The sequence below is a fragment of the Nonomuraea sp. NPDC001636 genome, assembly GCF_040298265.1.
Lineage (GTDB): Bacteria > Actinomycetota > Actinomycetes > Streptosporangiales > Streptosporangiaceae > Nonomuraea.
On sequence record NZ_JBEOZT010000005.1, the window covers coordinates 333,150 to 356,375 of the forward strand.

Here is a 23,226-nt window from a genome sequence, read left to right on the forward strand (position 1 = left end):
TCTTTTCTCGTACTTCGGGGGCGGGTGGCGGGGGGGGGGCCGGGGGTCCGCCCGGCGCGCGTCCCGCGGCCCGCCCCGGCGGGCACCCCCACGCCCTCACCCCCCCCACCGCGCTCACCCGCCGCTGGCTCACCGAGCCCCGCGCCGAGCTGGGCGGCGACAGCTGGCTCAACCGCGTGCACGGCGAACGGCTCAACCGCTGGGTGCTCGGCCGCGGCCCGGCCAGGCGGGAGCTGGCGCAGCCGTTCGAGGTGCGCCTGCACGCGCCGGTGACGCCGCAACCCCTGCCCGCCCTGCGCAAGCTGCTGTCCCTGGCCGCCTCCGAGGGCAGCCTGCCGCTCCGGCTGGCCCCCTCGCCCGCGGCGCTGCGGCTGCGTGAGCTGGCCGAACGCGAGCTCGGCGCGATCAGCCGCGACGGCGCCCGGCTGGCCATCACCGACTACGGCCGGCACCTGCTGGGCTCGCCGGAGGCCATGTGGGAGGCGGTCACCCGGCTGCTGCTGGCCAGGGGCGAGCACGAGTTCGAGGTCTCGGCCCGCGAGGCCACGCTCATGCTGCTGGCCGACGGCGTCCTGATGTCCCCCGCCCAGCTGCGCGAACGGGTGGCCGAGGTGGTGGGCGGCGAGGGCTGGCACCCGGCCACGAGCCTCGACGACGTCACCGCGCCGGTCGCCGACCTGGTCTCCCAGCTCACCGCGCTGGGTCTGGCCTACAGCGACGACCTGGTCGTCCGGATGGACCGGCCCGGCCAGTACGCGGCCCTGGCCGCGCTGCGCACGCACGCCCTGCGCCCGCGCAAGTACGTCAGCTCTGGCTGACGGCCTTCACCGCCTGCTTGAACTCGGGGCACTCGACCAGCGGGTCGTGCTCGCACACGGCCGCGTGGCGCAGACTGTCGCGCAGCCGGGTGAGCTGCCGCACCCGCTGGTCGACCTCGCGTTCCTTGGCGGCCATGCGCTCGCGCAGCCGCGTGTCCGCCGGCCGGGCGCGCAGGAACTCGGCGATCTCCGACAGCGTGAACCCGGCGTCGCGGGCGCAGGTGATCAGCGCCAGCCGGTCGAGCGTCTCGGGCAGGTAGACGCGGCGCAGGCCGTTGCGGCCCTCGGCCTCGATGAGCCCCTTGCGCTCGTAGAAGCGCAGGGCGGACGCGGCCAGCCCGGTACGCCTGGCCACCTCGCCAATGTCGATCAACGTGTCCCGCATGCCCCGGCTCCTCGACTTGAACCACCCTTCAAGCCGGATATTAGCGGAGACCCACTGAAGAATGGTTACGCAGCGTAGTTACGATGGACACATGGAGCTCTTTCCGGCCATGCCACTCGAAGAGTGGGCCGACACCAAGGAGACCTTCCACCGCTTCGCGCAGATCGTCGGGAAAATCCGGCTGACGGTGAGTAACCGGCGTAACCATTGGTGGCAGGTGCCGTTCCATCTGACCGGGCGCGGCCTGACGACGCGTCCCATGGGCGGGCTCGGCGAGCAGCCGCTGTTCTGCGTGGACTTCGACCTCGTCCGCCACCGTCTGGTGATCGACGTGCTGGACGGCCGCAGCGCGGAGTTCAGCATGATCGGGCTGTCGGTGGCGGCGTTCCAGTCCCGGCTCTTCCAGACGCTGGCCGACCTGGGGATCCGGCCGGAGATCTGGGCGGTGCCGTACGACCTGGACGACGAGACGCCGTTCGCCGAGGACACCCGCCACGCGCACTACGACCCGGTCCTGATCAACCGCTACTGGCGGATCCTGTCGCAGGTGGCGCAGCTGCTCGACCGGTTCGCCGCGGACTTCGGCGGCAAGGTCAGCCCGGTGCACCACTTCTGGCACACGTTCGACATCGCGGTCACCCTCTTCACCGGACGCCCGGCCGAGGTGCCGGAGGAGGCCGACCCGGTCACTCGCGAGGCGTACAGCCGGGAGGTGATCAGCGCCGGGTTCTGGTTCGGCGACAAGGAGCGGCCCTGGCCGGCGTTCTACACCTACACCGCGCCCGAGCCGGCGGGGCTGGAGCGGGAGCCGCTGCTGCCCGAGCAGGCCGAGTGGCTGCCCGCGCGCGGCAGCCATCTGGCCGTGCTGCGCTACGACGACGTGCGGGCCATGGGCGATCCGGTGGCGAGCGTGCTGGAGTTCCTGCAGAGCGCCTACCAGGCCGGGGCCAAGCTGACCCACCTGGACGTCGAGGAGCTGGCCTGCCCCGGCGGCATCACCGACCCGTACTACGTGAAGAACCGCCCGGCCTGAACGACGCGAAAGCCCGCCCTCCGGAGAGGGCGGGCTTCCACGTGTGCGTGTACCGGTGTGCAGGTCGCCTCTCGGCGAAAGGCACAACGCGGCTCCAGCCGAACGGTAGTCCGCGAAGGCAATAGGTGAGGCCCGGGGACACTGGACACACCGGCCACGGTCTATGTAACGGGGGTCCCCCCAGGAACATTCCCCGCGTTCCCCCCGATTCCGCTCAGGCCCGGACGGCGGCCGGCTCCCGGGCCGTCCGATTCCGCTCAGGCCCGGACGGCGGCCGGCTCCCGCGCCGTCAGCCCGCTCTCGCGGACCAGCAGCAGGACGGCGAAGGCGAGCAGCCCCGCGACGCCGCCGGTCCAGGCCACGGTGGAGCCCACGGCCGCCGCGCTGACCTGCGCGCCGATGAGCGACTGGGCGCAGGCCAGGCCGAAGGAGCCGCCGAGCTGCTTCGACAACGCCGACCCCGCGGTGGCCGTGCCCATGTCGGCGTGCGGGACGCTGCCCTGCGTGGCGATGGTGAGCCCGCCCATGGCCGGGCCCGTGCCGAGCCCCACGAGCAGCAGCCAGCCCCCGACCAGGTACGGCGAGGTGCCCGGCCCGAGCGCGGCGAAGGCGAGCGTGCCGCCGGTGACCAGCGCGGCCCCGGTCAGCAGCACCGGCCTGGTACGGCCGGACCGCAGCACGAGGACGGCCGTCAGCCGGTTCCCGGCGATCATGCCCACCAGCATCGGGAGCAGCAGCAGGCCGGAGACCGTGGCCGAGTAGGCGCGTACGTGCTGGAGGTACAGGGGCAGCAGCACGCCCGCGGGCAGCCCCGCCACCTGGAAGAAGAACCCGCCCGCGAGCAGCGCCGCGTACGTGCGGCGGCGCATCAGCCGGGGCGGCAGCACCGGCGTGTCCGCCCGCCGCTCGACGGGGACGAGCGCGACCAGCAGCGCCACCCCGCCGAGCAGCGAGCCGAGCACGGCCGGGTCGCTCCAGCCGCGGCCGGTGTTGCCCTTGAGGCTCAGTCCGATCAGCACCAGCGACAGGCCCGCGGTGAGCAGCGCGATCCCGGCCGCGTCGAGCCTGCCCGAGGTGCGCGGCGGACGCCGGTCGGGCAGCAGCACCGCGATCGGCGCGGCCGCGAGCGCCCCGGCGGGCAGGTTGACCAGGAACGCCCAGCGCCAGCCCGCGTGGTCGGCCAGCAGGCCCCCGAGCAGCGGCCCGCCGACCATGCCGACGATCATCATGGCGGCCAGCAGGGTCTGCATGCGGATCAGGCCCTCGCTCCGGTGCGGCGGATGGAGGTCGCGGATCAGGGCCATGCCCAGGGTGAGCAGCGCGCCCGCGCCGACCCCCTGGACGGCCCTGCTGACGATCAGGACCTCCATCGAGCCGGCGAGCCCGCAGGCCAGGGAGCCGGCCAGGAAGATCGCGAGGCCGGAGAGGAGGAGGCGGCGGCGGCCGTACAGGTCGGAGAAGCGGCCGTAGATGGGGACGCTCACCGACGAGGTGAGCAGGTAGGCGGTGATCAGCCAGACGTACCAGGAAGTGGTGCCGCCGACCTGCGCGACGATGCGCGGGAGCGCGGTGCCGACGACGGTGCCGTCGAGCATGCCCAGGAAGGCGCAGCCGAGTAAGGCGAAGGTGACCGCCGTGCGGCGGCGGGGCGCGAGGTCCTCGTAGAGGTCGGTCAAGGGCGTTCGCCCGCCCCGAGCGCGCCGTTCAGGAACAGGTCCACCAGCTCTTCCGAGCTCAGCGGGGACGGGCCGCGGCCGGCCGCCATCACCAGGAACTGGAACGCCTCGGCCAGGCGCTCGGGGGCCAGTCTGAGCCGGTCGCGCTCGGGCTCGAACAGCCCGGCCAGGGCCTCGCGGGAGGCCGCCATCGACTCCTCCCGCGCCGACCCGGGCCGCCCGCCTCCCTCGGCTCCGCGTGGCTCGCCTCCGGGGGTCGGGCGGGGCTCGCCTCCCTCGGCGGCGCGTGGCTCCTCTCCGGGTGCCGGGCGTGGCTCGCCTCCGGGTGCCGGGCGGCGCAGGCCGCCCGTGGTGGCGAGGGCGCCCGCGACCGCGCCCATCCTGGCCAGGTAGCCGCGCAGCGCCTCGGCCGCCTCCACCAGCCGGTCGGCCAGCGGCAGGTCGAGGGAGATCGCGGACACGTGGGCGAGGGTGTCGTCGGGGCGCAGCGCCTCGGCCATGCAGGCGGCGAGCAGCGCCTCCTTGTCGCCGAAGGCACGGAAGATCGTGCCCTCGCCGATGCCGGCCGCGCGGGCGACCTGGGCGGTGGTCACGGAGGTGCCGTACTCCACCACCAGGGGCAGGGCGGCCTTCACGATCATCTCGCGGCGTCGTTCGGGGCTCATCGCCGGCGCTCTCCGCCGGCTCGTCTCGTTCGTCATACCGCCGACGGTACGGAGTGAGTACTCACTCCGTCAAGGGCACGGGCGTCGCCGTGGCACCATCGAAGGCGTGCCTTTCGCCATGACGACGGGCGGCGTCAAGCTGTCCTACCAGGTCCGCGGCAGCGGCCCCGCGCTCGTGCTGCTCCAGGGCCAGGCCAACGACCACCGCTGGTGGGACCCGGTCCGCGACGACTTCGACCGCGCCCACCGCACGATCACCTTCGACTACCGCGGCACCGGCGACAGCGACAAGCCCGACGAGCCCTACACCACCCGCGGGTTCGCCGAAGACGTGCTGGCCGTGCTCGACGAGCTGGGCGTCGCCCGCGCCGACGTCTACGGCACGTCGATGGGCGGCCGGGTGGCCCAGTGGCTGGCCGCCGACCATCCCGTCCGGGTGGGGGCGCTCGTGCTCGGGTGCACCTCCCCCGGCGGCGTCCACGGCCTCGAACGCGGCCCCGACGTGCGCAGGGCGCTCGCGCAACCCGACCGGGCCGCCGCCGGGCGGGCGCTGCTGGAGCTGATGTACACGCCGGGCTGGCTGGCCACGCATCCGGGGCCGTACCGGACGGTGGGCGATCCGAGCATGCCCGCCCACGCGCGCCGCCGCCACCTGGCCGCCAGCGCCGGGCACGACGCCTGGGCCGTGCTGCCCGCCATCGCCGCGCCGACGCTGGTCGTGCACGGCGCCGACGACGTGTTCAACCCGGCCGCCAACGCCCCGCTGCTGGCCGGGCGCGTCCCGGGGGCGGAGCTGCGGCTCATCGAGGGGGCGCGGCACGCCTACTTCGAGGAGTTCCGCGAGGTGGCGAGCCCGCTGGTGCTGGAGTTCCTGGCGCGCTCGCGCGGGTGAGCCGGGCGGCCAGCCCCTGAAGGTGGGCGACGAGCTCGGGCGGCTCGTGCGCCTCGAACTCGCAGCCGAGCGTGATCAGCCGGAAGGCCAGCCAGTCCAGGGTGTCGGCGGAGGCGCGCAGCAGGCAGGTCTCCGCGTCCAGCGGGGTGAGCTCGCCGGGGATCGCGCGGGCCACGACCTCGGCGGGCGCGTGCAGGGTCACCACCGCCTCGTACGTGGGCGCGCCCGAGTAGAGCTTGGCGGCGACGTACGCGGCGGGGTCCGCCGGCTCGGTCGTGGTGATCCGGGCGCCGGTGGCCCGTACGTCGTCCATGCGGTCGACGCGGAACAGCCGCCGGTCGTCCCGGTCGTGGTCGTGGGCCAGCAGGTACCAGCGCCGCCCGGCGGCCACCAGCCGGTACGGGTCCACCAGCCGGGCACTCCGCGCGCCGTCGCCCGCCAGGTACCGGAAGCGCACCCGTTCGCGGTTGGCGACGGCCATGGCCAGCGTCGTGAGCCGGCCAGGATCGACGTCGAACCCCTCGGCGCCCGGCAGCGGTACGGTCGCGGCGCCGAGCGAGGCCACCCGGTGGCGCAGCCGGGACGGCAGCACCTGCTCCAGCTTGGCCAGCGCGCGCACCGACGCCTCCTCGATGCCCTGCACCGGATGCCGGGCCGCGGTGACCAGGCCCACGGCGATGGCGACGGCCTCCTCGTCGTCCAGCAGCAGCGGCGGCATGGCCGCGCCCGCGACCAGCCGGTAGCCGCCGTCCGCGCCCATGGTGGCGACCACCGGGTAGCCGAGGTCGCGCAGCCGCTCGACGTCGCGCCGGACCGTGCGGCGGCTGACCCCGAGCCGCTCGGCCAGCTCGCCGCCCGGCCATTCGCGCGGGGTCTGGAGCAGCGACAGCAGGTTCAGCAACCGCAAGGACGTCATGCGGACAAGAATGCCGCCGATGTAGGACAGGAGTTGACCTACTGGCTTTCTAACGTCGTCCCGACGCACCGATCGAGGAGGCACATCATGACCGTCAACCCCATCCCCGAGGGCTACACCACCGTGACGCCGTGGCTCATCTCGCGCGACACGGCCGGGCTGATCGACTGGCTCAAGGCCGCCTTCGACGCCGTCGAGCTGGGCCGGGTGTCGGGCCCGGACGGCGACGTCCAGCACGCCGAGGTGCGGATCGGGGACGCCGTGGTGATGATGTTCGACGCCCGGCCCGAATGGCCCGCGACGCCCGGTTTCCTGCGCCTGTACGTGCCCGACGCCGCCGCCGTCCACCGCCGCGCGGTCGAGGCGGGCGGCACGTCCGTCACCGAGGTCACGCACCTGTTCTTCGGCGACCTCGTCGGCCGGGTGCGTGACCCCTGGGGCAACCTGTGGTGGATCCAGACCCACATCGAGGACGTCTCCGCCGAGGAGGCGGAGCGCCGCCTGGCCGACCCCGGGTTCGTCAGGGCGATGGAATACGTCCAGAGCGCGGAATTCTTCCCCGGGCGGTGAGCGCGGCGATCGCCGGCAGCGGGAAGAGCAGCAGGTAGAGGTTGGGGATCCACCAGGCGGGCGAGAAGTCGCCGCGCAGCGTCCAGAACGCGATCGCCATCAGCCCCGAGGCCGCCGTCAGCACCAGCGAGACCAGCATCAGCGGCTCGCCCGCGGGCGATCGGCGGCGCAGCAGCCACAGGCTGGTCAGGCCGGTGGCGCTGGCCAGGAGGTCGATCCAGAGGAACGACCAGTTCCAGTCGGCCATCAGCGGATCGGCATAGTCGGCGAAGGCCCACTCGGGCGGGATCAGGCCAAGGCCGGTGATCGTGAAGTAGGCCACGAAGCCGACATCCGTCAGCACCATCAACGCCTTAGTCGCGCGCAGCACGGTCGATGACCTCCATCAGGTGGCGGCGGGTGGGTTCGTGCAGGCCGGGGCCGGGTTCGCCGAGGCCGAGCAGGCGGGCGGCCCACCAGCCGTCCACCGCCAGCCGGACGACGGTCGCGGCGGCCGGGTCGATGCCGTCGTCGGCCAGCCGGGCCTGCCAGGCGGCGAACCGCTCGCGCAGCGGCTCCAGCCCGGCCGGGTCGACCAGCACGCCCGCCAGCAGCGCGACGGTGACCCGGTCGGCCGGGACGGAGGCGGTGTGCCGTTCGGGGATCGTGGCCCGGACGTACGCCCGCAGGAAGTCGCCCGGCCGGCCGCCCGCCGCTGCCAGCGCCTGGTCGAAGGCGTCGGTCAGCCGCCCGACCATGGCGGCGACCAGGGCCTGCTTGGTCGGGAAGTGGTAGAACAGGCCGCCCTTGGAGACGCCCGCCCGCCGGGCGACCGCCTCCAGCGTGAGCGACTCCGCGCCCTCCGTCAGCAGCACGTCGGCGGCGGCGTCGAGCAGCCGGTCCTTGGAACTGGGTCGTGGCATGGCCGTTACTGTACCGGCTGACCGGTACAGTTTCGAGCCGTTCCGTCCCGCGCATAACGTCATCCGACATCCGACATCCGCACCCAGCTGATCGGAGCCAGCCCATGGATCATGTCGCGCACTTCCACCGGGAGGTGCGGGCGTTCGAGGCGGCCGCGCGGCGGGCGACGGCGTCGGGCGGCGCGCCGCTGGTGCCGTCCTGTCCCGGGTGGTCGGTCGCCGACCTGGTCATCCACCTGGGCGCGGTGCACCGGCACGTGCACGCGGTCATCGACGAGCGCCTTCCCGGGCTGCCCGACCCGGCCGACGTCGCCGTCCTCGGCCTGCCGGCGGACTTCGGCGACTGGCCCCACCCCGACCGCGCCCCCAACACCGGGCCGGTGCCCCCGGCCGTGCTCGACTGGTTCGCCGAGGGCGCCGCGCGGCTCGGCGCGCGCTTCTCCGCCGCCTCCCCCGACGACCCCGCCTGGACGTGGTCCGCCGAGCAGACCGTCGGGTTCTGGCAGCGCATGCAGGCCATCGAGGCGGCCGTCCACCGCTGGGACGCCGAGAACGCGCTCGGCCCGGCCGCCCCGATCGACGCCGCGTTCGCCGCCGACGCCGTCACCCAGGTCTTCGAGGTGATGGCCCCGGCCCGCCGGTCCTGGACGCAGGCCCCGCCCGGCGCGGGCGAGCGCTACCTGTTCCGCCAGAGCGACGGGCCGGGGGTGTGGGCGGTGCGCTTCGACGGCGACGACGTCCGGCTCACCGGCGACTCGACGGGCGCGGTCGAGGTCGCCGGAACGGCCTCCGACCTGCTGCTGCACCTGTGGCACCGGCTGCCCGCCGACCGGCTCGACGTGCGCGGCGACCGGGCCCTGCTCGACCGCTACTTCACGCTCGTCCCGCCGGTGTGAGCCTGCCGCGGCCTCACGCCTCCCCGCCGAGGCGCTCGACCACCACCCCGCCCGGATGCAGCGGCAGGCGACGCCCGGACATGCGGTGCAACGGCAGCCGGACGAGCACCGGATCGGCCAGCTCCGGCCAGGGCGCGCCGGTCAGCCGCTCCAGCCGCCCGGCCTCCGCCCGATCCCGGACGACCTCCGCGACGCCGGTCACCAGCACGCTCCACCCGGTGCGCATGGCCGGCTCCATGTCGTCGATCTCGAACGCCATCGGCACCCGCTGCTCGATCGCCTCCAGGATGCGGCCGGGCGGGATCCGGAACACGACGGTGTCGGCGTCGAGCGTGAAGTTCACCGGCAGCACGATGATCGTGCCGCCCGGTTGCGCCCACGCCACCCGGCCCACGGGAACCGTGGACAACAGCGTCAGGCACTCCTCGCGACTCATCGTCCGGATGGCCCCCAGATCCATGCCGTCCATCCTCTCACCTGGGCGGACGCTTCCTCTCGGCAGGCTCGCGGGCGGTGGCGAGCATGGAGTCGAGCGCCTTCCGCGAGGCCGCCAGACGGCTGATCTCGCCGCTGATGCGGGCGCGCTCGCGGTTGAGGTTGTCCATCATCTCGGGGCAGGAGGAGGGCACCATGTCCGCGCCGTCGTCGTGGACGCAGTGCAGCACCCTGGTGATGACCGACGTGGGCAGCCCGGCTTCGAGCAGCACGCGGATGTGGCGCACCTCCGCGACGTCGGTCTCGGCGTACTCGCGGTAGCCGTTCGGCAGGCGCAGCGGTTTGAGCAGGCCCTGATCCTCGTAGTAACGCAGCAGCCTGCGGCTCACTCCGGTCTGCCGGGCGAGATCGCCGATGCGCATGGAACCTCCGGGTTGACCTTCACATGGATGTGACCCTTTATCGTCCCCATTGTCGCCACTACAGATGGGAGATGAAGGTGTCCGGAGCAGTGATCATCGCAGCGGGGCCGGGGATCGGGCAGGCGGTGGCGCGCCGGTTCGCCGCCGAGGGGCTGCCGGTCGGCCTGATCGCGCGCAGCGCGCGGACGGTGGAGTCGGCGGCGGCGGCCCTCTCCTCCTACGGGGTGCCGGTCGCCACGGCGGTCGCCGACAGCACCGACGAGGACGCGTTGCGCGCCGCGCTCGACAAGACGGCCGCCGAGCTGGGCCCGCCCGACGTCGTGGTGTACAACGCCGCGATCGTCCAGGCCGACCGGCCCGGGGAACTGCCGGCACGGGTCCAGCTCGACGCGTACGCGGTCAACGTCGTCGGGGCGCTCACCGCCGCCGCCCACGTGGCCCCGGGGATGGCCGGGCGCGGCGGCGGCACGTTCATCGTCACGGGCGGCATGCCGCATCCCAAGCCGGACTACGTGAGCCTGTCACTGGGCAAGGCCGGCGTACGGACCCTGGTGACCCTGCTCGACCAGGAGTACGGCGCGGACGGCGTGCACGTGGCCAGCGTCACGGTGGCCGGCGTGGTCGCCCCCGGCACCGCGTTCGACCCCGACGACATCGCCGAGCACTACTGGCGCCTGCACACCCAGCCCCGCGACCAGTGGGAACACGAGGCCCAGCACCTCGGCACCTGACCCTCACCAGGCGGCGACCGCCGATCGCCCCTCTCTCGGCTGCGTGCTGCCCGTGTCGATCGGCATCGAAGACGCCGAGCCGTCAGCGAGAGCGACCCGGTAGGCGCGCCAGTCGTGCGTGTAGATCAGGTGCCGGCCGCTGCCGTCAATGCTGAGCCGCAGACGGGGCGGCGCGCCCTGGGGCACTGTCAGCCGTGCCGCGAGCCGCGGCTCCCCACCGTCCAGAGACAGCCGGTCGACGTTGTACCCGGCCGTGTAGAGCAGCGCGCCGCCGTCGGGCGTGAAGGCGATCGACTGCGGCAGCGGCACCTCCATGGACGACCGGAGCAGCCGCGACGCCTTCCGCAGGTCGGACCCGCCAGCGGCCAGGTCGAGCAGGCCGATCCCCCATCCGAGCCCCGCTGTTGCCACGTGGCGCCCATCCGGCGCCCAGGCCAGGCCCACGAGTTTGCCGTAGGTGGTCCATTCGTGGCGCCGGCCGGTGGCGACGTCGAGGACGGCCACTTTGGTGCCGCCTCCGGCGAGGTCACAGGCGTAGGCGAGTCTGGTGCCATCGTGGCTCAGCGCCAGCGCCACGACCCGATCAAGCTCGGGCTCGACCTCTGGCACGAGCCGCGGCTCACCCGGCCGCCCGTCCTCGTCCAGCCGGATGAGGAAGAACCGGAACGGCTTGCCGACGGTCCCCCCGGCCAGCGCGAACGTGCGGTTGTCCGGCGCGGCGGCGACCAGTTCCCAGCCGGAGGGGCCCGCCTTGGGCCGCGGCACGGCCGCCACGAACGCACCGGTGGCGGCGTCGTTGACGACGGGCGGCACCTGCGCCGGCTCCCCGCTCGGGGAGGGGCCGGACGAGCCACCAGCCGCCCCCACGGTGACGAAGAAGCGCGGCGGGCCGGTCGCCTTCAAGGGCGCACCCGTCGCCATGGGCTCTGCCAGCGAGGCGACCGGAACCCCCGTCGGCGTGACCGGTCCGGTCGCGCTCGGACTGGGCCGGGCCGGGACCGGCGTCGGCCCGGCCGCCGGGGCGTCCGTGGCGACGGGGGGCATGGCCGGGGCCAGGCTGGACGACGGCGGCGCGGACGGGTCGTTCATCAGGGACACCCGCTGGGTCGCCGGGTCGGCGCAACCGCCGGTCAGCGTGAGCACGATCAGGCCCGCTAAGGCCACCTCCGTACGGGATCGCATGCCTCGATCGTGCCACAGCCGCCTATCCGGCGGGCGGGCCGGCGGCGATCGCCACCCGGTTCCAGACGTTGATGGCGGCGATCGTCCACAGCAGGTGGGCCAGCGCGGTCTCGTCGAAGTGCTCGCGGGCCGCGTCGAACACCTCCTCCGGCACCCCGGCCTCGGCGATCCTGGTCATCGACTCGGTCAGCGCCAGCGCCGCCCGTTCGGGCCCGGTGAACAGGGTGCTGTCGCGCCAGAGGGCGAGGCTGTGCAGGCGTTCGGCGTCCTCGCCCGCCTCCAGGGCGGCGCGGGTGTGCATGCCCAGGCAGACCGCGCAGCCGTTGAGCTGCGAGGCCCGCACCCGGACCAGCTCGGCGAGCGCGGGGTCGAGCTCCCGGCTCGCGGCGGCGTCGAAGCGGGCCATCGCGGCGTGCACGCCGGGCGCGGCGCCGTGCAGGTCGATGCGCATCACGCCACCTCCAGGGGACGGCGGCCCTGCACGGAGTAGGTCACGCACGAGGTGGCGCGGAAGTCCGGATGGGCCAGCAGCGCGCGCACGTCGGCGAGCTGCCGGTCGGTCAGGCCCTCCTCGGCGAACCGGTCGCGCAGGTGCCTGGTGTGGTGGGTGACCAGCCGCGCCCCCGGCGAGCTCGCGTCCCACAACTCCACCCGGGGCCTGGGGTCGACGCCGGTCAGCCCGGCCCGCCGCATCGCCGCCGCCGCGTGACGTCCCCAGGCCACGTCCACCCCGGCGCGCGTCATCACGCGGATCTTGGCCTGCATGAACGTCTCGTAGAGCTCGGCCGAGGCCGGGTCGGGCATCAGCAGCCCGGGGCCGTAGGTGATGTCGAACTCGTCGAGCTGCAGCACGCCGCCCGGCTTGAGCGCCCGGACGAGCCGGTCCAGCACGGCCAGCCGCTCCGGCAGGAGCAGCAGCACCAGCCGGGCGTGCACCACGTCGAACGCGGCCTCCGGCAGCGGGTCGCGGACGATGTCGTGCCTGACCACCTCCAGCCGGGGGGCGACGGGCTCGAAGGCGGGCTCGACGTCGGTGGCCAGCACGCTCCCGGCCGATCCGACGCGTCGGGCCAGCCACTCCGCCACGCTGCCGCCGCCCGCGCCCACCTCCAGGCACCGCATGCCGGGCCCGACGCCCGCCTCGGCCAGGCGTTCGATGGTCATCGGGTCGTAGGCCAGCTCCAGGCAGCGGTGCTGTTCGGCGACGTGGTCGCGGCGGTCGCCGAACACGTAGGCGGTCCGGCTCATCGGCCGCTCCTCATCGGGCTGCGCGGGACGGGCACCGCCGACTGCGCGGCCAGGCGGGTGAGGGTGGCGGCGCAGACCTTGCCGGTCGGGCCGAGCGGCAGTTCGGGCAGCCAGAGGAACCGTTCGGGAAGTTTGCGCCGGTCCAGGCCGCGTTCCTCGCGCAGGTAGACGATCAGCTCGGCCGGGGACGGCGGTCTCGCGCCGGGCCGCGGCGACACGCAGGCGCACATGCGCTCCCCCAGGTCGTCGTCCGGCACCGGGACGCAGAAGGCGTCGGCGACGTCGGGATGGGCGCTGAGCTCGCGTTCGACCTCGGCCGGGGAGATGCTGAGGCCGCCGCGCAGCACAACGCGCTTGATCCGGTCGAGGACCCACAGCGTGCCGTCGGGGTCGAGGCGGCCCAGGTCGCCGGTGCGGACCCAGCCGCCGGGGGCGCGGTAGCGGTCGTCCAGGTCGGGGGCGGCGACGTAGCACAGGGGGGTCATCGGGCCGAGGGCCCAGATCTCGCCCGGCTCGCCCGGCGGCACCGGCTCGCCCTCGGCGTCCCGGATCGTGATCTCGGCGACGGCGGGGTCCGGGGTTCCGGCCAGGCCGGGGGCCCACCGGTCCGGGGCGCGGCCGGTGTGGCAGTTGACGCCGTCGGTGGAGCCGTACACGTTGACGAGCGGCACGCCGAACCGGCGGGCGCACGCCTGCCTGGCCTCGCCGTGCAGGGGCTGGGCGCTGCTGACGACGCGGCGCAGCGACGACAGGTCGGCCTCGGCCGCCGAGTCGGCCATGCGGCGCAACATCGTCGGGACGCCGTACAGGTGGGTGGGGCGGTGCCGCTCGACGGCGCGCAACGCGTCGGCGGCGTCGAAGCGGGCGCGCAGGATCAGCGTGCCGCCGTGCCGGGCCAGCAGGACGGAGGTGCCGCAGGAGCCGTACGAGGAGGCCAGCGAGACCAGCAGCAGGTTGCGCGTGAGCCCGTCCTCGCCCAGCACGGCCCGCAGGTAGGCGCCCCGGCCGCCGGCCATGGCGTTGTGGGAGTAGGCGACCATCTTCGGCTCGGACTCGGTGCCGGAGGAGAGCAGGATGCGGGCGGGCCACTCGGCGTCCGGGCACGCGGGCCGCCACGCGCGGACGTCCGGCTCGGCCACGTCGTCGAGCGATCGGGCGCCGGGCGTGGGCGGGCCGAACGTCCACGTCTGCTCCAGGTACGGCAGCCCGGCCCGCAGCCCCAGGGCCAGCTCGGGCACGGTGATCAGCGCGGCCGCCCGGGACCGGTTCAGCAGGCCCGCGATGTCGCGCCGCCCCCGCGTGTGCGGGATGGGCAGGGCCACCGCGCCGACGGCGGCCACCGCCAGCTCGGCCACCACCGCGTCGCGCCCGTTGGGCAGCAGGACGGCGATGATGTCGGCCGTTCCCCGCCCGGCGGCGGCCAGTGCGGCGGCGGCCCGGCGCACGCGGGCGTCCAGCGCGGCGAAGTCGAGCGAGCCGGTCTCGTCGGCGACCGCCTCACGCTCCGGCGTGCGGCGTACGTGCCGGCTGAACAGGCTGTACAGGTCCAGGCCGGGGCACAGGCCGCGGGCGGTCCATGCCGCGCGCACGCCCGCGGGCACGCGGTCGGCCAGGACGATCCCGTTGGCCGACGTCCAGGGCAGGGGGTCGGTACGCATTCAGAGGGCCTCCTCGTGGTGGGGGGCTGGCACGAACGTCCAGGGGGCACGGCTGTAGGCGGCTTGCGGGGTACGGTCGAGCACCCGGTGGAACGCGGGGTCGTCGGCCATGGCGGCCAGATCCGTCACGGGGGCGGCCTCCCGGCTTCCCGGCGGCGTCCCGGGCGGGGTGGCGCGCAGCAGGCGGGCCGCGTCGATGAGCGCCGTCCCGGCGCGGACGCCGGCGCCGGTGCGGGCGCGCGCCACCAGCGCCGCGACGACGGCCTCCGCGCTGATCAGCGCGCCCAGCACGTCGGTCAGCGTCATCAGGGACGGCGTGGGCTGCTCGCCGGGTCCGGCCAGCCGCGCCGCCACCCCGCTGTAGGCCTGCACCAGGTAGTCGGTGCCCATGGGCTGCGGCGCGGGCAGCGCCTCGGCCCATCCCCCGGCCTGCGCGTACACCAGGGACGGCCGGACGGGCGCGAGGTCGTCGTGGTCCAGCCCGTACGAGCAGGCCCGTCCGGGCGGCCAGTTGTGCAGGAACACGTGGGCGCAGGCGATCAGGCGCAGGGCGGCCCGGCGTCCGGCGGCGGACTTGAGGTCGGCTTCGAGGGCGCGTTTGCCGCGGTTGAGCGCGAGGAACCGGGCCGAGGTGGGCCCCGCCATCGGCGGCACGCCGCGCAGCGGGTCCCCGCCGGGCGGCTCAAGGCGGACGACGTCCGCGCCGAGCAGGCCGAGCACGTGTCCGGCCAGCGGCCCCTGCACCCGGTTGGTGGACTCCACGACGAGCAACCCGGCCAGGGGGCCCCGGGCGTCCCGGGCGAGCGGCGGCAGGCCGGCCGGCTCCCCGGCGGCGTCCTCGGTGGCGGTCCCGGCGGCGGCCCCGGTGGCGTCCTCGGTCAGCGCGCGCAGCCGCCACGGCGAGGCGGGCGGGGGCGCCAGTGGCGCGTCCGCGTCCCGTACCGGGAGCACGCTGACGCCGGCGTCAGCGGCGGCCGCCACGACGTCCCGGTAACCGGCGGCGGCGGCCGTCCGGCCCAGCCCGGCCGGCAGCGTGCAGGTCGCCGTCGCGAACCGCTGCTGGAACGGCGGCCAGCCCGCCGCCGCGGCCCTCGGCTCGGCACCGAGCAGGTCCCAGAACCGCCGCCAGCGCTCCGCGTCGAACGTCTCGATCTCGAACCGCACCCCGTCCGCCGACCGGAACGGCGGCACCCGCCCCTCTCCCCGGGACGGCAGGCGTCCCGGGGAGAGGGGCGGGTCGAAGCGTTCACAGGTGGCGACGGCGATGTACTGGGTGAGCGCCAGCAGCGCCGCCTGCGCGACGGACGTGCGCGCCGCCAGCGCGGGCCCGCCCCGCAGCAGGGCGAGCAGGACCGCCGTGAGCGCCTGGGCGGTGAGCACCCCCGCGCACACCGACGCGTAGTCCAGGCGCAGCGCCCTGGGCCCGCCGGCGGCCCGCCCGTGCACGTGGGCGATCCCGCAGGCCGCCTGCACGTCGCGCTCGCCCGCCATCGGCACCCCGACCGGCCCCGACCAGCCGATCCCGCACTCCGGCAGCGCCGCCCCCAGCCTGCGGAACGGCGCGGAGGCGACCCCCAGCCACCCTGCGGGCGACCCGTCCGGCGGCGGCGCGCCGTCGAACCGCACCTCGCAGCCCAGCGCGCACAACCGCTGGACGGCCACCCGCAGCGCCACCGACTCGCCGCGCGCCCGCACGACCACGCCCGCCAGCGGCCGGGCGACCGCCTCCCGCTCGGCGACGGCCCGGCCGGCGGCCCGCGACCCCGGCGTCACGTCCACCGCCCGGTGCCGTACGTGTCGGGGGTCTCGCCCAGCAGCTCGCGCAGCGCCGTTCTGCGGACCTTGCCCGTGCCGGTGCGGGGGACCTGGTCCCAGGTGATCACCACGGGGTCGGCCAGCTCGGGCAGGTCGGCGACGGCCCGCCGCCACGCGTCGCGGTCGAGGCCGCCGTCCTCGGTGACCACGACCGGCACGGAAGGCCGTCCGGGGACGCCCAGGATCACGCACTCCAGCACTTCGGGCAGCCGGTCGTCGATCACGTCCTCCAGCTCCACGCAGCTCGCGCCGGGGATCGTGTCGGTCTCCCGGTCCACGAACCGCACCCGGCCGGTACGGCTGAGCGACCCGACGTCCCCGGTGTGCCACCACCCTCCGAGCCGTTTGCCCAGCCATCGTTCCTGCTCGCCGACGTACCCGAGGCACAGGGCCTTGGTGCGGCAGACCACGAGCCCGCTCGCGCCGCGCGGCAGCGGACGCAACGTCTCGCGGTCCACCACCCGCAGCCGGGTCCGCGTGGGCACCGGACGCCCGAGGTCGCGCGTGGTGGGGTGGCGGCCGTCGTCGCCTGCCATGGACCGGCGGGTGAGCAGGCGGAAGGTGAGCGGCCCGGTCTCGCTCTGCCCCCAGCCCTGCATCCACACCGGCCGCCGGCGCCGGGTGGCGTTCAGGAAGGCGCGCACGGTGGGCGGGTGCACGGCGTCGAACGTGCTGATGTACAGGCGTACCCGCGCGAACGGGCCGGCCTCGCCGAGCGTGCGCCGCTGCCACCGCACGTACGTGGCCGGCAGCGCCTCCAGCGTCGTGGGCCGGTGCCGGGCCAGGAACGGGCCGGCCTCCTCCCAGCCGGGCGCGGAGACGGCCAGCACCTTGGCGGGGCCGAGCCACAACACGCTCGCGGTCCAGGCCAGGGCCCGCCCGTGGGCGAAGGAGATGGCGCTCGCCACGACGTCGTCGGGACGGCTGCCCAGCACCGGCCACCGGTGGGCCTCGAACCCGGCCAGGCGGCGCAGCAGCGTACGGGTGGAGTGCACGACGAGTTTGGGCACCCCGGTCGTCCCCGAGGTGTGCATGACGGCCAGCGGGTCGTCGAGCGCGGGCCGGTGCACCGGCGGCACGGCCCAGCCGCGGACGTCGTCCAGCGACAGCAGCCCCTTCGCCGTGCCGTCGAGGACCAGGGTGCGCGGCGCGTGGAGGGCCACGCCGGGCCGGGCCGCGAGGGCGGAGTCGGTGACGAGCAGCGCCGGCTCCAGCCGTTTGAGCAGGATCTCCAGCACGTCGGGCGGCAGGTCGGCGGACAGGGTGGCGGGCACCGCCCCGATGCGCGCGGCGGCGCAGGACAGCAGCACGTAGTCCCAGTGGTTGCGCTTGACGACGGCGACCCGGTCACCCCGGCGCGCGCCGGCGGCGGCCAGCCAGCCGGCCGCCTCCCTGACCAGCTCGGCCAGGTCCGGCAGGCCGAGGTCGGTGCCGAGGTGGGGGGCGATGTCCAGGGGACGGCTCACGTGCACGCCGGTCCCGCGTCCGCGATCGGCGAGGTCGTCGAAAAGGGTGCCCAACTCGATGGGCCGGGTGAAGAAGGCCATCTGCTTTCTCTCCATGCGCGTACGTCGTTGACAGGCGGGCGGCTCCGGCGGGCGGGCGGCTCCGGCGGGCGGGCGGCTACGACAGGCGGGCGAGCACCCGCGCGGCGGCCTGTTCCCCCGCCGCGACCGCGCCCTCACTGCACGGCCGCAGGGCGACCCAGTCGCCCGCGTAGTCGACCGCCGCCCCGGGACGCCCCTCGAACGCCGCCCGCAGCGCCAGCGCCCGCGGCGTCGCCTCCGGCAGCCCGTGCGGGAAGCGGTGCACGTGGAAGCGGGCCACCCGGCCGGCCAGGCCGGGCACGAACCGCTCGGCGCGCCCGACGAGCTGGTCGGCGACCTTCTCGTCGCTCTCCCCCATGAGCGCGGCCGTGCCCTGCGGCGAGGTGATGAGCGAGATGAGCCCGGTGCCGGCGGGGGCCCGGCCCGGGTGCTTGTGGTGGTCGACGGTGATCACGTTGAGCACGGGGTCCTCGGCCGCGGGCACGAGCGTGGCGAACCCGCGCCAGCCGGGCGCCGCCGGCCGGGACAGGACGAGGCTGAGCCGGAGCATGGGCGCGTACGTGCACGCCTCCAGGTAGGCCCGCTCCTCCGGCGGGGCGCCGGGGTGCAGCCGGGCCGCCACGGGCGCGGGCACGGCCAGGACCGCCGCCCGCGCGCTCACACTCCCCCGCGGCGACTCCAGCCGCACCCCTCCCGGGAACGGGACCACCCCTGTCACTTCGTGCCCGGTGACCACGTCGAGCCCGGCGGCGAGCACCCTGGCCAGGGTGTCCATGCCGTCTCGGTAGGTGTGCCAGGTGTCGGTGCTCCCGGTGGTCGTCAGATGCTCGGCGAACACCGCGGCGGACGAACGCCCGGCGTCCCAGCCGAAGAACCCGGCGACCAGCGGCTCGACGAGGAACGCGCGCAGGTCGGGATGGTACTTCCCGACCAGGTCGGCGACGGTCGCCTCCGGGCCCGGACGGGCGCGGGCCAGGCGGAGGCGCAGGCGTACCAGGTCGAGGCGGGCGCGCGGCGGCAGGCCCGCGCCGGTGAGCAGCCCGAGCGGGCGGCCGACGTGCGGATGGACGCGCCCGTCGCGCCACACGCCGACGGCGTCGCGCACCCTCGGCACGGCCGCCGCGTCGAGGCCGACCGCCCTGATCAGCCGCCAGGTGGCCGGGTAGCCGTCCGCGGAAGGCAACATCTCGGCGCCGGTGTCGATCAGGCAGCCGCGCGCCCGCAGCGTGCGCATCCGCCCGCCGACCGCCTCGGCCGCCTCCAGGACGCGGACCGCGAGCCCGGCCCGGTCCAGCGCGTACGCCGCCGCCAGGCCGCCCGGCCCGGCGCCCACCACCGCGACGTCCACGTTCATGCCAGGACCAGGTTGGCCAGGATCAGCACGCCGACGGTGACGCGGTGGGTGCGGATCGCCACCCGCCGGGCCCGCAGCACGTCTCCGCGGACGAACCCGATCACGAGCTGGGTGACGCGGAGGGAGACCAGCGGGACGAGCACGCCCAGGAACCACCAGGGCGCGACCCCGGCGGCCACGGCCCACCCGACGATCAGGCTCTCGGCCGCGCTCACCGCGGTGACGAAGGCGGCGTTGACCCGCGGGGACGTCCGCGCCGCGACGGTGAACCGCCCGGCCGCCCGGTCACCGCGGGCGTCGTTGGTGTTGGAGTACAGGCCGAAGATCATCGGCCCGAGCCCGAAGAGCACCGCCTGCACCGCCACGAACCCGCTCGCCTGCCCGGTCAGCAGCCCGTACGGCACCAGCACCCACCCCAAGCCGAGCCCGACGAGGAACAGCTCCTGGAACCCCCGGTAGCTGAGCTTGAGCCCCCACGAGTACTGCACGGCCGCGACCACGCACGCCGCCGCCGTCACGACCACCCACGCGGGCCGGTGGGGGGCGGCGGCCACGACCGCGGCCCACAGCACGGCGCTGATCGCGGTGGCCGTCCAGGCGAAGCGCAGCGCCTGCCGCTCGGTGAGGGTGCCGGCGACCAGCGGTTTGCGGGCCAGTCTGCGCCGGGCGGCGTCGGAGGAGTAGTTGGCCGCGTCGCTGCCGTCGCGGTGGCCGGTGATGTCGTCGAAGCCGACCATCGCGGCCACCACGGCCGCCTCGGCGATCAGCACGGACAGCAGCAGGCCCACCGCGTACGGCTGCCATCGCCCGGCCGGCGGCAGCAGCGACCACACCAGCGGCAGGCCCAGGTAGTAGTCGTAGATGTCGAGCTTGGCCAGCCGCGCGTAGGGGCCGAGGCCGCGGGTGACCACCTGGTCGGTCATGGGTTCTCCTGCGGGGAGCCGTGGGCGAACGCGCAGACCGCGTCGGCGATCCGTTCGACCTCGGCGTCGGCGAGCCGCGGGTGCAGCGGCAGCGACAGGTTGCGCCGGGCGGCCGACTCGGCCACCGGCCAGGACGCGCCGGGCGGCGCGAAACGGGCGAAGGCCGGCTGGGCGGGCAGCGTGCGCGGGTAGTAGACGTGGGTGGCGATGTCGTGGGCGGCCAGGTAGGCGGCCAGCGCGTCCCGGTGCTCGGTGAGCACGGTGTAGACGTAGTGGAACCGCCCGTCCCCTCCGACGGGCGGTGCCACGATCCCGCGTTCCGCCAGGGGTTCGAAACGCCGGGAGTAGTAGGAGGCGATCTCGGCCCGGCGCGACAGGCGGTCGTCCAGGCCGGCCAGCCGGTGGAGCTGGAAGGCCGCCATCACCTCGTCGAAGCGGCTGTTGTGGCCGACGCGGCGGTGGTGGAAGCGCCGGGCGCCGTCCTGGCCGTGGTTGCGCAGCATCCGTACGTGCGCCGCCAGGGCCGGGTCGTCGGTGATCACCGCCCCGCCCTCCCCCGGCATGCCGAACGTCTTGACCTGCACGAACGAGTAGACGCCCGCGTCACCCCACCGGCCGGCGGGCCGCCCGCCCAGCGTGCCGCCCTGGGCCAGCGCGGAGTCCTCGACCAGCCGCAGGCCGTGCCGGTCGGCCAGCTCGCGGAAGCGCGGCATGTCGGCCATCACGGAGAACATGTGGGCCGGCATCACCGCCCTGGTCCGCCCGGTGACCAGCGACTCGGCGGCGGCGGGGTCGGCGGTGAGCGTCACGGGGTCGATGTCGGCGAACACCGGCCGCGCCCCCGCGCCGACGACGGTGGCGGCCAGCGGGGCGCAGCCGAAGGCGGGCACCACGACCTCGTCGCCGGGACCCACGTCCATGGCGGCCAGCACCAGCGTGAGCGCGGACGTGCCGCTGGAGCAGGCCACGACGTCGGCCGCGCCGAGCCGGTGGCGCAGCTCGCGTTCGAACCGGGCGGTGTGCTCGCCCAGGATGAACTTCTGGGCCTCGCCGGTGCCGACGGCGTAGACCGTGCGCAGCAGCGTCGCCCGGTCGGCCTCGAACAGGTCGGCGGCGAAGAACGGCACCCGGCTCATCCGCGCCGCCCTCGGTAGAAGTTCTCGATCTCGTCGCACACCCGGTCGGCCGCGGCGTCGGACAGGTCGGGGTAGAGCGGCAGGGCGAGCGCCCGCTCGCAGGCCGCCTCCGCCCTCGGGAAGTCGCCCCGGACGTGGCCGAGGTGGGCGAAGCAGGGCTGGAGGTGCAGCGGGACCGGGTAGTAGATCTCGGTGCCGATGCCCGCCGCGGCCAGGTGCGCCGCCAGGGCGTCGCGGGACTCGACCTCGACGAGGTAGACGTAGCAGACCCGGTTGCCGCCCGGGTGCGGCGGCGCCGCGCCCGGCACGGCCAGCACGCCGGGCACGTCGCGCAGCCGCGCGTCGTACCGGGTGGCCAGCTCGGACCTGCGGGCGATGTCGGCGTCGAGCCGGGCGAGCTTGGCCAGCAGGACGGCGGCCTGGAGGTCGTCCATCTTGCTGTTGCAGCCGGGCAGGATCGTGGGGTTGGCGATGCCGGGGAAGTGGTCGAGGGTGCGGCCGCCGCGGCCGTGGTGGCGCAGCGCCCGCGCGGTCTCGGCGATGCCGTCGTCGTCGGTGAGCAGCGCTCCGGCGTCGCCGATGGCCCCGAGGGTCTTGGACGGGAAGAACGACAGCACGCCGCCCGCGCCGACGAGCCCGGCGTGGGTGCCGTCGAGGCGCATGCCGATGGCCTCGGCGCTGTCCTCCAGCACGGTCAGGTCGCGCCGCCGGGCGACCTCGCACACGCCCCGCAGGTCGGCCAGGCGGTCGAACAGGTGCGCCGGCATGACCATCGTGGTGCGCGGCCCGGCCACGGCCTCGACGGAGGCCGGGTCGATGCCGTGGCCGTGCTCCTCGATGTCGGCGAACACCGGCACGCCGCCGGCCAGCACGACGGAGCTGGCCGTCGCGATGAAGCTGTAGGCGGGCACCACGACCTGGTCGCCGGGGCGCAGGCCGGCCGCGCGCAGCAGCAGCACCAGCGCGTCGGTGCCGGAGTTGACGCCGACGACGTGCGCGGCGCCGGTCCACAGGGCGAGCCGGCGTTCGAGCTCGGCGACCTTCGCGCCGTGGGAGAACTTGCCGCGGTCCAGCACGTCGACGCACCCGGCGCGGATCTCTTTCCACAGCCGGTCGAACGTCGCCGCCTGGGAGAAGAAGGGGATGGGAGCGGCGGCGGCGCGGGGCGGCGATCCCCCGGGCGGGGAGAGCGTTTTCTCCAAGGTTCCCGTCCTGGATGCGATGGTGGCGGCGGGGCCGCCCGGGGATGCGGCCCGGACGGCCCCTTCTTCGGGCGGAGCCGCCCGGGGACAAGGCCCCCGGACGGCTCCCTCGGCGGAGCCGCCCCGGAGACAGCGGCTCTGGGCGACCCTTCGGCCTGCTCGGGCCTAGGTCACCTGCCGAGCAGAGGGATGTCGTTCTTGCCGAGGTGGTAGTCGCGGACGGCGTCGACCAGTTCGGAGACGGAGAGTCTGCCGGTGCCGTCGGTGTCCATCTGCCGGAACGCCTCGTCGGCGACGTGGCCGTCGAGCCCGATGGCCGCGAACCACTTGGCCATCTCGGAGGAGTCGACCTCGCCGTCGCCGTCACGGTCGAGGACGTTGACGATGGCCTGGATGGTCGGGCGCACGACCTGGGCGAACCCGGCGTCACCCTTGCTGATGATCTCGCGCTCGGCGGCCTGGACGAACTGCTCCTGGTCGAGCCGCGACGCGCCCACCGCCCCCGCGAGGTGGTCGAACATCGCCAGGTACGCCTGCTTCAGCTGGTGTGCCTGCGGCGTCCCCTGCACGCCCAGGCCCTCGATGATGCCGTCGGCCTCGTCCTCGAAGTCGGAGCGCTCGATCGCGCCGGAGCCGTCGTTGTCCCAGAGCCGGAAGCGCTCTTCCAGCCGGCTGGTCGTCTTGGTGCCCGCAGCCATTGTCTGTCCTTTCGTGACACGCGCCCGCCCGCCGTGGTGGGGATCATCGGGGGGAAGGACGCGACCTCTAGTGGGCTCGAAAACGAGTGGTTCCCACTACTGTGCGCAATTAACAGATTACC

At 75.1% G+C, this 23,226-nt stretch carries 24 protein-coding genes and 1 pseudogene; 6 read left to right on the forward strand and 19 right to left on the reverse strand.

Annotation, left to right across the window (positions count from 1 at the left end; genetic code table 11):
* Window positions 1-818: pseudogene (locus ABT158_RS13675) on the forward strand (hypothetical protein); the annotation flags it as partial.
* On the opposite strand, the gene ABT158_RS13680 reads toward ABT158_RS13675, so the two are convergent.
* Window positions 805-1,203 (reverse strand): MerR family transcriptional regulator, encoded by a 399-nt coding sequence (locus ABT158_RS13680; RefSeq protein ID WP_352326258.1) that lies wholly within the window; start codon window positions 1,201-1,203, stop codon window positions 805-807. The pseudogene ABT158_RS13675 and the gene ABT158_RS13680 overlap by 14 nt on opposite strands.
* Before the next feature lie 91 nt (window positions 1,204-1,294).
* Here ABT158_RS13680 and ABT158_RS13685 point away from each other — a divergent pair, with 91 nt between their 5' ends.
* The gene (locus ABT158_RS13685; protein WP_352353057.1) at window positions 1,295-2,236 is read left to right on the forward strand and encodes a DUF5996 family protein; all 942 of its coding nucleotides are present in this window, start codon (window positions 1,295-1,297) and stop codon (window positions 2,234-2,236) included.
* A 257-nt stretch (window positions 2,237-2,493) separates the two neighbouring features.
* Here the strand turns inward: ABT158_RS13685 and ABT158_RS13690 are convergent, their stop codons facing one another.
* Window positions 2,494-3,912 (reverse strand): MFS transporter, encoded by a 1,419-nt coding sequence (locus ABT158_RS13690; RefSeq protein WP_352353058.1) that lies wholly within the window; start codon window positions 3,910-3,912, stop codon window positions 2,494-2,496.
* On the reverse strand, window positions 3,909-4,613 hold the full coding sequence (locus ABT158_RS13695) for a TetR/AcrR family transcriptional regulator (protein ID WP_352353059.1): 705 nt from the start codon (window positions 4,611-4,613) through the stop codon (window positions 3,909-3,911). The genes ABT158_RS13690 and ABT158_RS13695 overlap by 4 nt, the downstream gene beginning before the upstream one ends.
* A gap of 70 nt (window positions 4,614-4,683) precedes the next feature.
* Between ABT158_RS13695 and ABT158_RS13700 the strand changes: the two genes are divergently transcribed.
* Entirely contained in the window at window positions 4,684-5,469 is a 786-nt protein-coding gene (locus ABT158_RS13700) for an alpha/beta fold hydrolase (protein ID WP_352353060.1), read from the forward strand.
* On the opposite strand, the gene ABT158_RS13705 is transcribed toward ABT158_RS13700, so the two are convergent.
* The gene (locus tag ABT158_RS13705) at window positions 5,378-6,385 is read right to left on the reverse strand and encodes a helix-turn-helix transcriptional regulator (protein WP_352353061.1); all 1,008 of its coding nucleotides are present in this window, start codon (window positions 6,383-6,385) and stop codon (window positions 5,378-5,380) included. The genes ABT158_RS13700 and ABT158_RS13705 overlap by 92 nt on opposite strands.
* A gap of 87 nt (window positions 6,386-6,472) precedes the next feature.
* Between ABT158_RS13705 and ABT158_RS13710 the strand changes: the two genes are divergently transcribed.
* The gene (locus ABT158_RS13710) at window positions 6,473-6,955 is read left to right on the forward strand and encodes a VOC family protein (RefSeq protein ID WP_352353062.1); all 483 of its coding nucleotides are present in this window, start codon (window positions 6,473-6,475) and stop codon (window positions 6,953-6,955) included.
* On the opposite strand, the gene ABT158_RS13715 is transcribed toward ABT158_RS13710, so the two are convergent.
* Window positions 6,906-7,325 carry a DUF5360 family protein gene (locus ABT158_RS13715; protein ID WP_352353063.1) on the reverse strand — a complete coding sequence of 140 codons (420 nt, stop codon included), beginning with the start codon at window positions 7,323-7,325 and terminating at the stop codon, window positions 6,906-6,908. The genes ABT158_RS13710 and ABT158_RS13715 overlap by 50 nt on opposite strands.
* Window positions 7,309-7,857, reverse strand: a complete 549-nt coding sequence (locus tag ABT158_RS13720; RefSeq protein WP_352353064.1) for a TetR/AcrR family transcriptional regulator — start codon at window positions 7,855-7,857, stop codon at window positions 7,309-7,311. The genes ABT158_RS13715 and ABT158_RS13720 overlap by 17 nt, the downstream gene beginning before the upstream one ends.
* 104 nt (window positions 7,858-7,961) lie before the next feature.
* Here ABT158_RS13720 and ABT158_RS13725 point away from each other — a divergent pair, with 104 nt between their 5' ends.
* On the forward strand, window positions 7,962-8,753 hold the full coding sequence (locus ABT158_RS13725) for a maleylpyruvate isomerase family mycothiol-dependent enzyme (protein ID WP_352353065.1): 792 nt from the start codon (window positions 7,962-7,964) through the stop codon (window positions 8,751-8,753).
* 13 nt (window positions 8,754-8,766) lie between these two features.
* On the opposite strand, the gene ABT158_RS13730 is transcribed toward ABT158_RS13725, so the two are convergent.
* Window positions 8,767-9,222: a pyridoxamine 5'-phosphate oxidase family protein gene (locus ABT158_RS13730; protein ID WP_352353066.1), complete on the reverse strand. Its 456-nt coding sequence runs from the start codon at window positions 9,220-9,222 to the stop codon at window positions 8,767-8,769.
* Window positions 9,223-9,226: 4 nt separating this feature from the next.
* A complete protein-coding gene (locus ABT158_RS13735) occupies window positions 9,227-9,610 on the reverse strand; it encodes a MerR family transcriptional regulator (RefSeq protein WP_352353067.1) in 384 nt (127 codons plus the stop codon).
* Between the two features lie 89 nt (window positions 9,611-9,699).
* On the opposite strand from ABT158_RS13735, the gene ABT158_RS13740 reads away from it, so the two are divergent.
* Complete coding sequence (locus tag ABT158_RS13740) at window positions 9,700-10,341, forward strand: SDR family NAD(P)-dependent oxidoreductase (RefSeq protein ID WP_352353068.1); 642 nt, start codon at window positions 9,700-9,702, stop codon at window positions 10,339-10,341.
* Window positions 10,342-10,344: 3 nt separating this feature from the next.
* Here the strand turns inward: ABT158_RS13740 and ABT158_RS13745 are convergent, their stop codons facing one another.
* From ABT158_RS13745 to ABT158_RS13795, 11 genes are all read right to left on the reverse strand, one after another.
* The gene (locus ABT158_RS13745) at window positions 10,345-11,523 is read right to left on the reverse strand and encodes a WD40 repeat domain-containing protein (RefSeq protein WP_352353069.1); all 1,179 of its coding nucleotides are present in this window, start codon (window positions 11,521-11,523) and stop codon (window positions 10,345-10,347) included.
* A 22-nt stretch (window positions 11,524-11,545) separates the two neighbouring features.
* Complete coding sequence (locus tag ABT158_RS13750; protein WP_352353070.1) at window positions 11,546-11,974, reverse strand: carboxymuconolactone decarboxylase family protein; 429 nt, start codon at window positions 11,972-11,974, stop codon at window positions 11,546-11,548.
* Window positions 11,974-12,771: a class I SAM-dependent methyltransferase gene (locus tag ABT158_RS13755; protein ID WP_352353071.1), complete on the reverse strand. Its 798-nt coding sequence runs from the start codon at window positions 12,769-12,771 to the stop codon at window positions 11,974-11,976. Before ABT158_RS13755 ends, ABT158_RS13750 begins: the two co-directional genes overlap by 1 nt.
* Window positions 12,768-14,429, reverse strand: coding sequence for a class I adenylate-forming enzyme family protein (locus ABT158_RS13760; RefSeq protein WP_352353072.1), 1,662 nt, complete (start codon window positions 14,427-14,429; stop codon window positions 12,768-12,770). The genes ABT158_RS13755 and ABT158_RS13760 overlap by 4 nt, the downstream gene beginning before the upstream one ends.
* Window positions 14,430-16,208, reverse strand: coding sequence for a CoA transferase (locus tag ABT158_RS13765; protein ID WP_352353073.1), 1,779 nt, complete (start codon window positions 16,206-16,208; stop codon window positions 14,430-14,432).
* Complete coding sequence (locus tag ABT158_RS13770; protein ID WP_352353074.1) at window positions 16,199-17,806, reverse strand: class I adenylate-forming enzyme family protein; 1,608 nt, start codon at window positions 17,804-17,806, stop codon at window positions 16,199-16,201. Before ABT158_RS13770 ends, ABT158_RS13765 begins: the two co-directional genes overlap by 10 nt.
* A gap of 61 nt (window positions 17,807-17,867) precedes the next feature.
* Window positions 17,868-19,145, reverse strand: a complete 1,278-nt coding sequence (locus tag ABT158_RS13775) for a protoporphyrinogen/coproporphyrinogen oxidase (RefSeq protein WP_352353075.1) — start codon at window positions 19,143-19,145, stop codon at window positions 17,868-17,870.
* Window positions 19,142-20,068, reverse strand: a complete 927-nt coding sequence (locus tag ABT158_RS13780) for a UbiA family prenyltransferase (protein WP_352353076.1) — start codon at window positions 20,066-20,068, stop codon at window positions 19,142-19,144. Before ABT158_RS13780 ends, ABT158_RS13775 begins: the two co-directional genes overlap by 4 nt.
* Window positions 20,065-21,204: a DegT/DnrJ/EryC1/StrS family aminotransferase gene (locus tag ABT158_RS13785; protein WP_352353077.1), complete on the reverse strand. Its 1,140-nt coding sequence runs from the start codon at window positions 21,202-21,204 to the stop codon at window positions 20,065-20,067. Before ABT158_RS13785 ends, ABT158_RS13780 begins: the two co-directional genes overlap by 4 nt.
* Window positions 21,201-22,406, reverse strand: coding sequence for a DegT/DnrJ/EryC1/StrS family aminotransferase (locus tag ABT158_RS13790; RefSeq protein ID WP_352353078.1), 1,206 nt, complete (start codon window positions 22,404-22,406; stop codon window positions 21,201-21,203). The genes ABT158_RS13785 and ABT158_RS13790 overlap by 4 nt, the downstream gene beginning before the upstream one ends.
* A gap of 170 nt (window positions 22,407-22,576) precedes the next feature.
* The gene (locus ABT158_RS13795) at window positions 22,577-23,104 is read right to left on the reverse strand and encodes an EF-hand domain-containing protein (RefSeq protein WP_352353079.1); all 528 of its coding nucleotides are present in this window, start codon (window positions 23,102-23,104) and stop codon (window positions 22,577-22,579) included.
* Window positions 23,105-23,226: the final 122 nt, after the last annotated feature.